A 13,792-nucleotide genomic window follows, 5' to 3' on the forward strand; every position below is an offset into this window, starting at 1 on the left:
TGTTGAATCGGTGCTGGGTCACAGTTGGAGACGTTCACAGAGTGGTTCTATCTTGAACTATGTTATCTTTAGTTAGTTCGGTACAGATCAAATGCGACTGCAAGAGGATCTGAACCAATCAGACCCCAGTAGACAAATCGATATCGTCCCGTTTGCAGCGGCGGACAAATCCGTATTGAACTCTCGTCTCCCCCCGGAATACGTAACCCCTTCTCTGTCAGTTTTAGCTCTCACTCGAACAGGGGATTGGATTGATGTTCTACCTCTATATCTGGGGGAGCGATATAGATCATGTCTCCGACCGTCCGAATATCTTGCCACCCTGCTTTTGTGTAGCACTCAATTGCATACTTCATCTCTGAACCGGTGGAAATTTTCCCAGTCTCTCCCGAGTGAGTCAACGCAATCGTCGCTGTATCGCCGTAGTCGTAGGAGAGATCCTCGATCCGGAGTTTAAACTTGGAACCGTCTCCCCACTGCGGTTCGGATCCAAGCAAGTCTGCCCGTTCGTTCGATTCGTCGTCGCACTGTAGTTCATCTGGCACTGCGGGTGGTTCTCCCGATGGACGCACCTCGCCACTTTCGAGACTCGAATCAGACATGATACACCCCCCGAATCCCATACATCCCTAGCATCCCCGCTGTTGTCAGTACTGTTCTTCGTTTCATACTCCATCCCCACATACAATAATTAAATATTTTTGTTTACATATTTCTCTGGCGTGAGTGCAGGCAGTCCCACGACCGACACGACGAGAGAGGCATGGGGTTTTCCCCGATTGGCCCGAACACGACGTATGGACCAGCGCATCTCTGACCACGCAGAGACGCTCGTCGACTGGAGCGCACAGATCGACAGCGGCGACGATGTGGTACTCAGCGTCGACGAAGGGGCACACGACCTGGCGGTCGCAGTCGCAGCGAAACTTGGCGAACGCGGCGCGAATCTGGTTTCGACCTACAGTTCCGACGAACTGACGCGTGCGTACCTGCGCGCGTTCGACGGCGAGTTCGAGACCGACCCGGTCTACGAGCGCGACCTGTACGAGCAGGCAGACAGCGTGCTCGCTTTGCGCGGGACGCGAAACACCGCGGAGACGAGCGACGTGCCCGACGACCGACAGACGGCGTACGCACAGGCCCGACAGGGAATTCGCGAGGCACGCCTCGATACTGACTGGGTATCGACGGTGCATCCGACGCGGGCGCTCGCTCAGCAGGCCGGGATGAGCTACGAGGGCTATCGGGACTTCGTCTACGACGCCACGCTCCGGGACTGGGAGTCGCTGGCCGAGGAGATGGCGCAGTTGAAGGACCTGTTCGACGCGGGGAGCGAAGTCCGGATCAAGAAAGAATCAGACGCCACAGACCTGACGCTCGACATCGAGGGGCGAACAGCGGTCAACAGCGCGGCGAGTGTGGCTTACGACTCGCACAATCTGCCGAGCGGCGAGGTGTTTACTGCCCCCGCCGACACCGCTGGAGTCATCTGTTTCGACGTGCCGATGACGATCCGCGGCACTCGCGTGCGGGACGCTCGTCTGACGTTCAAAGATGGTGTCGTCGTCGACTGGGAGGCCGAATCCGGCGAGGACGTGCTGACGACGATCATCGAGACCGACGGCGGGTCGCGCCGACTCGGGGAACTGGGCGTCGGGATGAACCGCGGCATCGACCGCGTGACTGACCAGATCCTCTTCGACGAGAAGATGGGCGGCACCGTCCACTGCGCGCTCGGGCGCGCCTACGACGCCAACCTGCCCGAGGGCGAGTCTGGCAACGACAGCGCCGTCCACGTGGACCTCATCACGGATATGCGCGAGGCGGGCACGCGACTGGAGATTGACGGCGAGGTGATCCAGCGGGATGGATTATTCCAGTGGGAATAACGAGACGTGAACGAAGTGAACGTCTCGAAAAGCGAGCGGGGAGCGTAGCGACCCGCGAGTAGCGAGATGCAAACGTGCGTGAGCATCTCGGAGGTTTCGAGGAAGCGACAGGCGAGTGAGAGCGTTCAGGCCGCGTCGGCCTCGCGCTGTGCCCGCGATTCGGCAATCGCAAAGGAGAGCGTACTCATGAGACCGAGCAGTGTGCCTCCGGTGAGGACGACGGCGAGGTATTCGAGCGACGCTTCCCCGAGGAAGAAGCCGCTCACGCCGTGAAGCACGGCCGCGATAGCGACCACGTAGAAGGGGGCGTTGAGGTATCGCCAGTGGAAACTCCTCGAGAGGTACTCGTCGGTGACGCGGCCGAGGCTACTGGTCACGCCAGCGAAGGCGAACCACTGGATCGACCCATAGACGAGTGCGGCGAGCGTTTCGAGGACGGTCAACTCAAGCGTCGCCTCCGTCTGGAAGGTTTCGAGCGTGCGGACGCCGCTGACGCCGCCGACGACCATCAGCGCTGCCGCGACGACGTAGGTGATGAGCGTCACACGGCCGGTAAACAGCGCGGTCCGAACGCGCTCGACGGCGTCGTCGAGCCAGCGCTCGACGCCGAAGCCGCGCGCGAGCAAGTAGAGACCGAACAGCCCCGAGACGAGTCCGAACGCAGTCCCGCCGCCGAACCCGAGTTGATTCGCAAGCACTGTGAGCGGATAGATCAACAGGACGATTCCGAGTGGCACGAGCAGCGTGCCCCGTGTTTCGGGGTCGTCGAGCACCTGCTTGATCGTGTAGTACATCGACTCCAGGTCCTGTGCCTGCCTGACGACGACGCGGCGCACGCTGTCGATCTGAACGCGAGAGCGGATGACGGGGATGACCGACTCGTCCTGTGCGCCGTCCGTGACGACGACTGCGCGAACGTCCTCGCCGGTCGATAGCTGTGCGAGAATGCGGTCGAGTTCTTCTCCGACCTTGCGGTTGGCCTCGATGTCCCGTCCGTCGACGCCGGTGACCGCCGCAACCTCGACGGTCTCGTCCGTGATGGTCTCGGCGAGGTGAACTCCCTCGAACAGCACGTTCACGTCGCTGTCCTCGGGGTCTGCCGTTGCGAGCGCTACCGCTGCGTCACGGACGGCATCGCGGCCGACGACCGGCGTGTCGATCCCGGTCTTGCGCCCGAGATCGTCGTCGAGATCGACACACAACACCAGCAGCATTCGTGTTGTGTGTCGTATCTCCGCCTATATCTGTTTTCGGGAGCGGTGCCCGCTCTGCACCAGGTCACAGCGCTTTTGCTACCCCGGAGAGTGCACTTCGGTGTATGGTACGCACCGGGATTTCCGTCCTGCAGGACGAAGACATGGCTCCGCTCACCGACGGAACGGTCGGACTCATCACCAATCCGTCGGGCGTGGCTGCGGACCTTACGACGACTATCGACATTCTGCACGACCATCCCGACGTCGACCTCGTTCGACTGTTCGGCCCGGAACACGGGATCCGGGGGAAGGCGCAGGCGGGGGAACACGTCGAGGACTCGACCGACGACCGAACGGGCCTGCCGGTCACCAGCCTCTACGGTGAGACTCGGCGCGTCGACCCGGAGATGGTCGCCGACATCGACACCGTCGTCTACGACATGCAGGACGTCGGCTGTCGGTTCTACACCTACTTGTACACTCTCGCGTACGCGCTGGAGGGGGTCGGCCAGACTGACACCGACTTCGTCGTTCTCGACCGCCCGAACCCGGTCGCACCGATCGGCGTCGGCGGCAACCGCGTTCCACCCGACGAGGGGTCCTTCGTCGGGGACTATCGGCTGCCGATCACGCACGGACTCACGGTCGGGGAACTCGCTCGCTACTTCAACGGGGAGTTCGATATAGGTGCGAATCTCTCTGTCGTCGAGATGGACGACTGGGACCGGAGCCTGTGGTACGACGACCTGGACCTTCCCTGGGTGCCGCCATCCCCGAACATCCCGACGCTCGACACTGCGACGCTGTATCCGGGCACCTGTCTGTTCGAGGGGACGACCCTCTCGGAGGGACGGGGAACGACAAAGCCCTTCGAGTTGGTCGGCGCGCCGTGGATCGACGGTGGCGAGTGGGCGCAGGCGCTCAACGGTCTCGACCTATCGGGGGTCCAATTCCGACCGACGCACTTCACGCCCACGTTCTCGAAACACGAGGGCGAGGACGTCGAAGGTGTACAGATCCACATCACCGACAGAGATTCCCTCTCGCCCGTTGCGGTCGGTCTGAAGCTACTGCTCTCGACGTTCAGTCGCCATCCCGAAACCGAGTGGCGACTGGTCGAGGGGATGCATTTCGTCGACAGACTCGCCGCGGGCGAGTGGCTCCGAGAGACTGTCGCAGATGTCGATTCGGAGACCGACGTCGATAGGCTGTACGAGGAGATCCGTGCGGGATGGGACTCGGATCTGACTGAGTTCGAGTCGCTGCGAGACCCCTACGGGATCTATCAGTGACCTACTACGAGTGCAACACATGAACGACACCACACACCACGACACTGAGTCGATACCGACCGTCGAATCGTTCTCGCTCGAAGAGAAGGTCGGGCAACTGTTTCACGTCGGCTTCGACGAGCAGACCGCGTCGGACCGGATCGAATCGCTCGTCGAGGAGTATCACGTCGGCGGCGTCATCTACTTCACCCGCAACGTCTCCTCGCCGGAACAAACTCGAGCGCTTTCGGAGTCACTGCAGGAGACGAGCGAGACACCCCTGTTCGTCTCCATCGATCAGGAGGGCGGACTCGTCAATCGGCTCCCCTTCTTCCCGGCAGTTCCCAGCCCGATGGCCGTCGGTGCGACCGGGGACCCGGAGTACGCGCGTCGTGTGGCCGAGATGACGGCGACGCAACTTCAGGCAGTCGGCGTCAATCTGAATCTGGCTCCGATTCTCGACATCAACACCAACCCGGACAATCCGGTGATCGGCACTCGCTCCTTCGGTGAGACCCCGGAAGCGGTCGCCACCTTCGGAACGGCCTACCTCGAGACGCTCCAGTCCGCGGGCATTCTCTCCTGTGGGAAGCACTTCCCCGGACACGGCGACGCGGCGACCGACTCGCACATGGACATGCCGCGCATCGACGCCGCGGGCGAGCGCCTCAGCGAGGTCGAACTGGTGCCGTTCGTCGAGGCAATCGACGCCGATATCGGGGCGATCATGAGCGCACACGTCGTCTTCCCGGCAGTCGCTGAATCCGACGACCGCCCGGCAACGCTCTCGAAGTCGGTGCTGACCGGACTGTTGCGTGAGGATCTCGGTTTCGATGGCATCGTGTTGACCGACGACATGGAGATGAACGCAATCGCGGAGGGGGTCGGCGTCGAGCGGGGCGCGATCGAGACGATCAAGGCCGGTGCAGACGGCGTGTACGTCTGTCACAGCTTCGACCGCCAGCGACGAGCGATCGACGCTGTCGTCGACGCGGTCGAGAGCGGCGAAATCCCCGAGTCACGTATCGACGCATCTGTCGAGCGAATCCTCTCAGCGAAACGAGCACGCAACCTGAAGCCAGTGGCCACGTCACTCGATTTCGACACACAGCGAGAGACGTGTCGAACAATCGGTCGTGCCGCTATTACAGAACTCGCGGGCGGCGACAGACTGCCGTTCTCGACCGACGCGCCGGTCGAACTGTTCGCTGCACGTCCAAAGCGTGGCTCACCGGCCGAGGACGACCGAACCTACGTCGAGTCGCTCGTGGCCGAACTCGACGGCCACGGATTCGATGTCTCGGTTACGAAGTTCGGAACCGGCGGGCAGGGTCCGGACGTGCCGGAAATCACCGACGAGGGCAGTCGGCAGGTGCTCTGTGCGACGTTCAACGCTGCAGACGATCCGAGTCAGGTCGAAACGGTCGAGAAACTCCGCGACGCTGACGACGACGTGGTGGCTGCGCTCGTGAACAATCCGTACGACTATCGTGTTCTACCCGACCTCGATACCGTCCTGACGACCTACGATTCGACGGCCCCGATGTTGTCCGCGCTGGCCGAGGTCGTCGCTGGCGAAATCGAGCCACAGGGAACGCCACCGGCGAGTCTCCAGTAGCGGGACGGTCGGAAAACAGCGGCGAATTGTCAGTCGTCTGCAATCGCTGCGTCGCTTTCGTCTTCCTCTTCTATCTCCGGGAGCGGTTCGCTGTCCCAGTAGGCGTGGCTGTCGGGATACTCCTTGAAGCAGGCCGCCTTGTGCTCGATATCTTCGTGTTCGAGCCCTGGCTCCTCCTGCTTGCAGGCCTCGCGTGCGTCGGGACAGCGCGTGTGGAACGAACAGCCACTCGGCGGATTGATCGGGTCGGGGATGTCGATTTTCCGGATCGGAGATTCCTCGACTGACTGGCTCTCGTCGACGTCCTCAGTCGCCCACTTCAGCACCTCAGTGTAGGGGTGTTTGGAGTTGTGAATGACCTGCTCTGCCGGGCCAATCTCGACTATCTGGCCGAGATACATCACGGCGATCCGACCGCCGACACTTGCCGACAGATACCGGGCGTTCGAGAGGTTGTGTGACGTGAACAGATACGACGTGTTGAACACGTCCTGCAGCTTCAGCATCAGGTCCATCACTTCGACGCGAAGCGACACGTCGAGCGCCGAGACGGCCTCGTCAGCGAAGATCATCGCGGGATTCATCAGCATCGCCCGGATGAGCGCGACGCGCTGTTTCTCGCCGCCGCTGAGCTGGTGTGGGTACCGGAGCGCGTAGTCGTCCGGCGGCGTCATCCCGACGTATTCCAGCATCGCGAGGATCCGCTCCTCGCGGTCCTGGAAGTTCATGTCGTCGTGCCACTTTTTCAGCGGCACTTCCAGATTCGCCTTGACCGTCCGGTTGGGGTTCAGCGACGAGCCTGGGTCCTGGTGGATGACCTGGAGTGCGCGGCGGATGCTTCCGAACGGGAGGTCCCCCTCCTCACGGTCGTTATCTCCGAGGAATGGGATGCTGACGCCGGTGTCTCTGTCCTTCGCTTCCCAGAAATCCTGTCCGCGGAACTCGAGCGTTCCACCAGTGGGCCGCTGTGCGCCGATGGATGCCTTGCCGAGCGTCGTTTTACCACAGCCACTTTCGCCGACCAGCGTGACGACATCGTTTTCGTAAATGTCCAGATTGACCCCGTCGACGGCTCGGACAGTCTCGGTTTCGCCGCGGAGTGACTGAACGATACCGCCAGCCTCCGTCTCGAAGTGAACTTCCAGATCCGTCATCGAGATGACTGGCTCCGCTGACTGTTTGCCCTCGCGCTCTGCGAGCTCTGCTTTGTCTCTGCGCTCGGGAATCTCGATTGCGTCTTTCGCTTCGTCGATGTAGAAACAGGCCGCGACGTGGTCCTCGTCGCCGCCGTCCGCATGGAATCCGGGCTTTTCCTGTCGACACTGTTCGTCCGCGAGCGGACAGCGTGGGTGATACTTACACCCTGACGGCAGATCGACCGGGTCCGGGGCCGACCCTTCGATGGGCGTGATCTCGTCGAGTGGCGTCTTCAGACTGGGCACGGACTTGAGTAACGCTCGGGTGTAGGGATGACTCGGGTCCGAGAAGACGGTGTTTGCGTCACCGACCTCAACGAAGTCGAAGGCATACAGGACGCCGACCCGGTCGGCGAGCCCTGTCACGAGCGGCAGGTCGTGCGTGATAAAGACGATTGTCAGGTCGTATCGCTCCTTGACCTGTTCGAGCAGGCTGAGAATCGACCGTTGCATCAGGAGATCGAGCGCTGCGGTCGGTTCGTCCATCACCAGCACGTCCGGGTCGAGAACGAGACTCAGTGCGATGAGCGCGCGCTGTTGCATTCCGCCGCTGAGTTCGTGGGGGTACGACTTGAGGACGCGCTCGGGCGGCATATACAGGTCCGCGAGCAACTCGCGAGCGTGTTCGAGTCCGTCAGCGACGTTGTGGTCGTGTGCCTTCAGCGTCTCCTCGAAGTGACCGCGGATGGTCTGTGTCGGGTTGAAGGAGTTCATCGCCCCCTGGAACACCATCGCCGCCTTGTCCCATCTGAACTTCCTGAGTTCCTCGTTGCTCAGGTCCAGCAAGTCTATCGGGTCCTCTCCCTCCGGGTGGTACGTGATGTCACCGCTAAGCTGACCTGGCTCGACGACGGCATCGAGCAGGGCATCGGCAAACATCGACTTTCCGGACCCGGATTCGCCAACGACGCCCAGGATCTCGTTTCGATGCACGTCGATGTTGACGTTATCGAGTACGCGGGACGTGCCACGTTCCATGCTGAACTCGACGGACACGTCATCGGCTGTAATGATCGGGTCAGCTTCGTCTGTCTTGCGAGCCGTCTGTTCCTCCAGAGCCATTAGAACAGATCACCCCTCTGTTCGGTTCCCACTAGTTCGACCGTCACCTGTTGACAATGCTGCCAATCCCCTGTGAGCATACCGCTCCGTTGGAGACACTATTACTTGTATGTTTTTCTCCGGGTTGGTTTCCCATCCCCGTCACGTCTTGCGATCAGCCGACAGATGTCAGTCTGATTGATTGTTGGCGAAGTGCAGCAGTGCTGTTGACTGTCAGCGGGCAAATCAACAAACCTTTGGTCAAACACAGCCGTTACCTTGGTATGGCCGAAGGGATTTGGGACTTTCTCTGTGGATTCGATTACGCGGTTCGAGGCATCAGTGCGTTCGTCTTTGCGATGGCGTTTCTCACCGCAATTACCTTTCCGTTCCTCGAACCCGGGACCGGCGCATACGTCGTATCGGTGATGAATATCGCCATCCTCTCGGTCCTTTTCGTGATGATCGGCACGTTCTACGTCAAGTGCAACATGGGGTATCTCGACGAATCCTATCAGGAGTAGTGAGTGTCTTCCCGTGTGCTGTTTCTATGAGCGAGTGAACGCTTGCAAGCGAGCGCAACGGTGAGTTCTGCTCGGTCGTACGAACCGGAACGTCGAAAAGAAACCTCGTCAGGGAGTCGTCGTGGTCGCCGTCGATTCCTCTGCGACTTCGTCGTCGCCAGTTGTCGTCGTTTTCTGGTGGCGAGCCCGGATTCGCGGGTTGAACAGTCGGTCGAGTGCCTGAGAGAGTAAGATCGTCCCAAGCGCCAGTCCGACGATAGCAACCACAGGCCCGAGCAGCCAGTGCATCGCGTTGAATCCCGAGATGACTGCACCGCCCCTGAACGCGCTGTTCAGTGTCTGTCCCCAGTGTGAGCCGAAGTTCAGGACGCCGAGGTAGTACAGCGCAGTCGTGTTGAAGACGACTGTTCGGGAGATGAACACGAAGTTGACTGCGATGTACGGAGCGAGATTCGGGAGGATGTCTTTCGTGAGTATCGCGCCAGTCGAGATGCCCATGAGTCGGTTCGATTCCACGTACTCGATCTCACGCAGTGTGAGCATCTGCGAGCGGATCGCTCGTGCGAGACCGGTCCAGAACGGCAACACGATCAGTATCCCGATGAGGTAGGGGTTCTGTGGGTTGAAGATGAACGTGACCACGATGACCAGCGGCAGCCCCGGAATGGTCATCATCGTGTCCGTACACAACATCAGGGCAGATTCGACTCGGCCGCCCTTGTATCCAGCAATCATCCCGATTGCTGCACCCAGGCCCGTCCCGAAGACTCCGCCAGCCAGCATCATCTTCAGCATCGAGGGGGTCGCGTGGAACATGAGCGGAAGGATCCCCTCACCGGCCGGGTTCGTTCCGAACATGAGCTTCCAGTCCAGCCCAGTGAAGATCCCGACCATCCCGAGCGTGTCGTCAGACGACGGCGGCGGAACGATCCAGACACCCACCGTTCCGATGAGGATGTAGATCAGGATGATTGTGAGACCGATCACCCCGCGCCAGTCGTTCAGAATGACCCGTCCCGGTGCGAGCACGAACTGATCGAGCATCCGATAGACGACGTCACGGCGAGTCGTTTCGACGTCGGATGTTGTCTCGAACGGAAGTTCTTCTATCGTGTCGGAGTCCGCTGATTCAGAAGGCTTCATTTTCACCACCTTCCCCTGCACGGGGATCAAGTCGTCCGTATGTTAGCTCTGCGAAGAACACCCCGACGATGATCGCGATCACCACCACGATGAATCCGCCCATCATCACGGGATAGTCGTTCTGACTCAAGCCATCGAAGATGATCTTGCCAAGCCCTCGGTACACGAAGATCTGTTCGAGGATCACCGCACCACCGAAGGCGGTACCAATAACGATCAACAGCTGAGTGTACAGCGGCAAAATTGCGTTCCTGGCGACGTATCGGGTTGTGAGTCGCGCACTCGACAGCCCCCGGAGTCGTCCCACGCGCATGTAGTCTTCACCGAGCACGCGGATACTGTTCCCGCGCATGTTCAGTGCCCAACCGCCGAGACCGAACAGGGCCCACGACAGCGCTGGGAGCGTCGCGTGGTAGATCACACTCCCCATATACTCTATGCTGATCCCCGGTGTGAGGCCATTTCCGACCCGTCCGTTCGTCGGGAACAGTTCCATCTCGTACCCCAGCACGAACACGAGCAACACACCGAAGATGTAGTACGGAACTGAGCTCATCACGATCGAGAAAATCGTCGTCCCGGTGTCGAACTTGCTCCCCTCGAAGTACGCCATGGCCGCTCCGAGGACGATCCCCACCGAAAACGCGATGAGGACTGAGCTGATCATCAGAAACACCGTCCATGGGAGTACCTCGACGATAATCCCTGTGACTGGGTCCCCCTGTCGAACCGTGAGTGACGTTCCGAGATCACCCTCCAACAGCAGATCGGTGATCCAGTTCTGGTATCGTTCGAACGCCGTTGCGTCCGGGTCGTAGTTGATCATTGCTGCCAGCTCCTGCTCGGACACCTCGACTTGCGGCGGTAGCGTAGCCTTCACGTACGAAATCGGTCCCCCTGGAAGTAGCTGGAGCAGAAAATACGATAGGTGGATGACAAGTCCGATCGTAAACAGATAACGCATAATGCGTTTCAGTATCCAGTTCATCTGTGCATAGAGCATTCAATCGAATGGATATATACCTGACGGTTGCGAGAAACAGACAGATCCTGGACTCTTCTGGGAAATTCAGATAGCCGCTTACTCTCCGGTAAGATCGGCTCTCTGTACTGTTGCACAGACAGTAACTCGTCTGCTTACCACGCCTATAAGAAAGACTACACTGTCAGAAAAGAAACTATCGCCTATGCCTGCGCTTGGCAAAGCGGCTGTGGGATGTCTACCTTACATCTCCCACGCGGGCGGCCACGGAACGGTGACTTCGGATAGCTGGTTGTTGTATCGAGTCCCGTCCGGACTCGTCGTGTCGCCCATGATGTTCGGGTAGGCCTGCCACGGGTTGTCGTGCGCGGTACCGTGGAAGACGAGCTGGAAGTCGTGATCGACGAACGTCTCGTTCTGGATGGTCTGATCCTGCTGCGTGTTGGTACTCGTCTGGATACCGAACTCGCTGAGCTGTTCGGCGATGTTCTGGATTGCGAGTTCGAGTGCCGACCACTCAGACGGATACAGCAGTTCCGTCGACAGCGTGTTGCCGTCTTCGTCGACCCAGTTGCCGCTTTCTTTCGTGTAGCCAGCGGCTTCCATCAGCGTGTTCGCCATCTCCATGTCCGACCAACCGTCTTCGGCGTTGCCGTAGTCGTTGAGGTCACCGAGCACGTCGCCGAGCCAGTTGTTCTGACCCAGCGTAGTCAGCCCGTTGACCTTGTTCGGTCCCGGCGGTTCTGTGAAGTCCTCGCCGTAGATGTTGATGAACTCGGAGTTGTCGTAGGCGTGTGCGATCGCCTGACGAACTGCGCGACCCTCCTGCGAGTCGTCGCCAAAGGGCGAGGCGTTGGGTGAGAACAGGACCGCGGTTTCGGACGCGTTCGTGTACCCGTAGAGGTCGTAGTAATCGGGGAACTGGTCGCGAACCGTCTCCGAAACGTCACCTGAGAAGGCGTGCACGTCGTTGTTGACGGCCGCCTGCTGGTAGTCGATCTCGGCGTCACCGTGGTCGGTGAACGCGAAGCCAGCGTAGTTGGGTTCGGTCGGTCGGTCGTCGTAGTCACCAACCTGTCCGAACGGATAGTCGTCGACGAACTCTGCTTCGACGCGAGTTTCGTCAATCGAGGTGATCGCGACCGGACCCAGCGTGACACCTTCGTTCAGTACTGTCTCCTCACCGATACGATACTCACTCACGTCCGAGAGGATCGAATCTGCGCTCTCGCCGTCGTCCCATCGGTCGATGAACTGGCGGTGATGGACTGGGTGGGTGTAGAACCGCACCTGCTGCCAGACACCGCCGAGAATGTTCTTCTTGGCTGCTGTGATTCGCGTCTCGGGATATTCGATCGAAATCGTGTAGTCGTCCTGGACGTCCCAGCTTTCGATCCAGGTACCGGGCGCGACGCCGCGGATCGCCAGCATCTTCCACTGGTCGACAACGTGGTCGGCAACCAGATCCGGGCCTTGCTTGTTCCAGCTCATGTCCTCCCGGATGGAAACCTCTGCCGAGGTTGTGTCGAATTCCCAGTCGTTGAATACGGACGAGAAGTACTCGCCGGTCACTGGCGAATAAAAGGCGGGTTCGTCGAAGAGTGCTCGCGCACCGAAGAACCACCCAGGTGCCCACGGACCTCCCGCGAAGTTGTAGTGTGCGCCACCGAGCCCACCGAAGGCTGGCAGCTCGAAGAACTGCTCTTCGTCACCATCCTGGTGACGAAGATGCTGTGTTCGTGCGAGGTACGTCCATGGCTGTTCGGCGTTATACTCCGGCGCGACCGAGGAAACCTGCCAGTCCCACGGATCGTGCGAGGCGGCCATCCCACGGATGGTATCCTCGACCTGGACTCCGTGTACCCACTGGTTGAAGATCCAGCCGAGCTGGCCAGCTAGCTCGGTCGTTCCCTCGTTTGCGATCGTTTCCCCAAGCTGGGTGTTCAGGTCGTCGATGTTGACCGCTTCGCCAGGTGGCACGAGTTCGTCGATGCCGTCCGGCGTCGGGGTCTCTTCACCATCACCGTTCCCATCTCCTTCACCGTCACCGTTCCCGTCACCTTCACCGTCACCGTTCCCATCTCCTTCACCGTCACCAGTACTGTCGTCGCCACCATCGTCGTCGCCACCGCCGAGACAACCGGCCATCGAACCGGCACCACCGGCGATCGCTATTGCTTTGATCCAGTTACGTCGGGTCGTAGGGACTGTCCCCTTACCCTCATCTTTGTTCGACATGCATCTTCACCATTTGAGAGGAGATATTTAAACATTCCCTTATGTACTCACAGGGGAGTAAACATTTCCGCTGGCAACCAGAGAATCGAATTACTGCCTGACAGAAATTACTGTGTACTTTCTGGAAAACCCCGGTCTATCCAGGCACGGAACGGGTGTTCTCGTGTCGAGGATGTTACGTTTTCCTGTCCCCCCAGATGTGACCAGTTCGGAGACGATTACTCCTCGGACCGTCCGTCGATAGCCGCGAGCATCTGGTCGTTTTCGTGAGTCGCACAGACGTACCGTGTTGTCCCAGTTCGGTTGTAATTAACCTCCCACGTGTAGCCTTCCTCGGCGGTTCGTTCGCTTCGGTTCGTCGTGTCACGCCGTGAGACGACGTAATGCTCGCCGCCGTTCCCCGTCCATTCCCAGAGAATCGTCGTCCCCGACGTGACAACAACACCCATCGGGTCGAAGCGGAGATAGTCTGCCTCCTCCATCGCGCCGACCTGTATCGTGACTTCGTCCTCACCACGTCGGTCAACGGGTCCTTCGTATTCCGGGATCTCTCCAAGATAGTCATCGAAGAGCGACTCGCTGATGTTCCCGCCGCCTGTGTCACCCACACACCCCGCCGCCAGTGCTGTTCCGGTCGCCGCGACCGCTAGGAAACGTCGCCGTCTCATAGTTAGTGCAGTATCCTCCGACGTTA

11 protein-coding genes are annotated in these 13,792 nt (G+C 60.0%); 4 read left to right on the forward strand and 7 right to left on the reverse strand.

Annotation, left to right across the window (positions count from 1 at the left end; translation table 11 throughout):
• Positions 1–230 precede the first annotated feature (230 nt).
• A complete protein-coding gene (locus ACMGFL_RS03470; RefSeq protein WP_436934143.1) occupies positions 231–602 on the reverse strand; it encodes a hypothetical protein in 372 nt (123 codons plus the stop codon).
• A 195-nt stretch (positions 603–797) separates the two neighbouring features.
• On the opposite strand from ACMGFL_RS03470, the gene ACMGFL_RS03475 reads away from it, so the two are divergent.
• A complete protein-coding gene (locus tag ACMGFL_RS03475; RefSeq protein ID WP_436934144.1) occupies positions 798–1,889 on the forward strand; it encodes an aminopeptidase in 1,092 nt (363 codons plus the stop codon).
• Positions 1,890–2,014: 125 nt separating this feature from the next.
• On the opposite strand, the gene ACMGFL_RS03480 is transcribed toward ACMGFL_RS03475, so the two are convergent.
• Positions 2,015–3,103, reverse strand: coding sequence for a DUF373 family protein (locus ACMGFL_RS03480; RefSeq protein ID WP_436934145.1), 1,089 nt, complete (start codon positions 3,101–3,103; stop codon positions 2,015–2,017).
• Positions 3,104–3,207: 104 nt separating this feature from the next.
• On the opposite strand from ACMGFL_RS03480, the gene ACMGFL_RS03485 reads away from it, so the two are divergent.
• Together ACMGFL_RS03485 and nagZ are read left to right on the forward strand one after the other, a co-directional pair.
• Positions 3,208–4,377, forward strand: coding sequence for an exo-beta-N-acetylmuramidase NamZ family protein (locus tag ACMGFL_RS03485; RefSeq protein WP_436934146.1), 1,170 nt, complete (start codon positions 3,208–3,210; stop codon positions 4,375–4,377).
• 19 nt (positions 4,378–4,396) lie between these two features.
• Complete coding sequence (gene nagZ / locus ACMGFL_RS03490; protein ID WP_436934147.1) at positions 4,397–5,974, forward strand: beta-N-acetylhexosaminidase; 1,578 nt, start codon at positions 4,397–4,399, stop codon at positions 5,972–5,974.
• Between the two features lie 29 nt (positions 5,975–6,003).
• Here nagZ and ACMGFL_RS03495 read toward each other — a convergent pair whose 3' ends face one another.
• Positions 6,004–8,232: an ABC transporter ATP-binding protein gene (locus ACMGFL_RS03495; protein ID WP_436934148.1), complete on the reverse strand. Its 2,229-nt coding sequence runs from the start codon at positions 8,230–8,232 to the stop codon at positions 6,004–6,006.
• 263 nt (positions 8,233–8,495) lie between these two features.
• On the opposite strand from ACMGFL_RS03495, the gene ACMGFL_RS03500 reads away from it, so the two are divergent.
• Positions 8,496–8,735 (forward strand): hypothetical protein, encoded by a 240-nt coding sequence (locus tag ACMGFL_RS03500; RefSeq protein ID WP_436934149.1) that lies wholly within the window; start codon positions 8,496–8,498, stop codon positions 8,733–8,735.
• A 108-nt stretch (positions 8,736–8,843) separates the two neighbouring features.
• Here the strand turns inward: ACMGFL_RS03500 and ACMGFL_RS03505 are convergent, their stop codons facing one another.
• The 4 genes from ACMGFL_RS03505 to ACMGFL_RS03520 all read right to left on the reverse strand — a co-directional run bounded on the left by ACMGFL_RS03505 (position 8,844) and on the right by ACMGFL_RS03520 (position 13,766).
• A complete protein-coding gene (locus ACMGFL_RS03505) occupies positions 8,844–9,878 on the reverse strand; it encodes an ABC transporter permease (protein WP_436934150.1) in 1,035 nt (344 codons plus the stop codon).
• Positions 9,865–10,758 carry an ABC transporter permease gene (locus tag ACMGFL_RS03510; RefSeq protein WP_436934151.1) on the reverse strand — a complete coding sequence of 298 codons (894 nt, stop codon included), beginning with the start codon at positions 10,756–10,758 and terminating at the stop codon, positions 9,865–9,867. The genes ACMGFL_RS03505 and ACMGFL_RS03510 overlap by 14 nt, the downstream gene beginning before the upstream one ends.
• 345 nt (positions 10,759–11,103) lie before the next feature.
• Entirely contained in the window at positions 11,104–13,098 is a 1,995-nt protein-coding gene (locus tag ACMGFL_RS03515) for an ABC transporter substrate-binding protein (protein ID WP_436934152.1), read from the reverse strand.
• Between the two features lie 218 nt (positions 13,099–13,316).
• Complete coding sequence (locus ACMGFL_RS03520; protein WP_436934153.1) at positions 13,317–13,766, reverse strand: halocyanin domain-containing protein; 450 nt, start codon at positions 13,764–13,766, stop codon at positions 13,317–13,319.
• Between the last annotated feature and the right edge of the window lie 26 nt (positions 13,767–13,792).

Source organism: Halovenus marina (assembly GCF_051414115.1).
Lineage (GTDB): Archaea > Halobacteriota > Halobacteria > Halobacteriales > Haloarculaceae > Halovenus > Halovenus marina.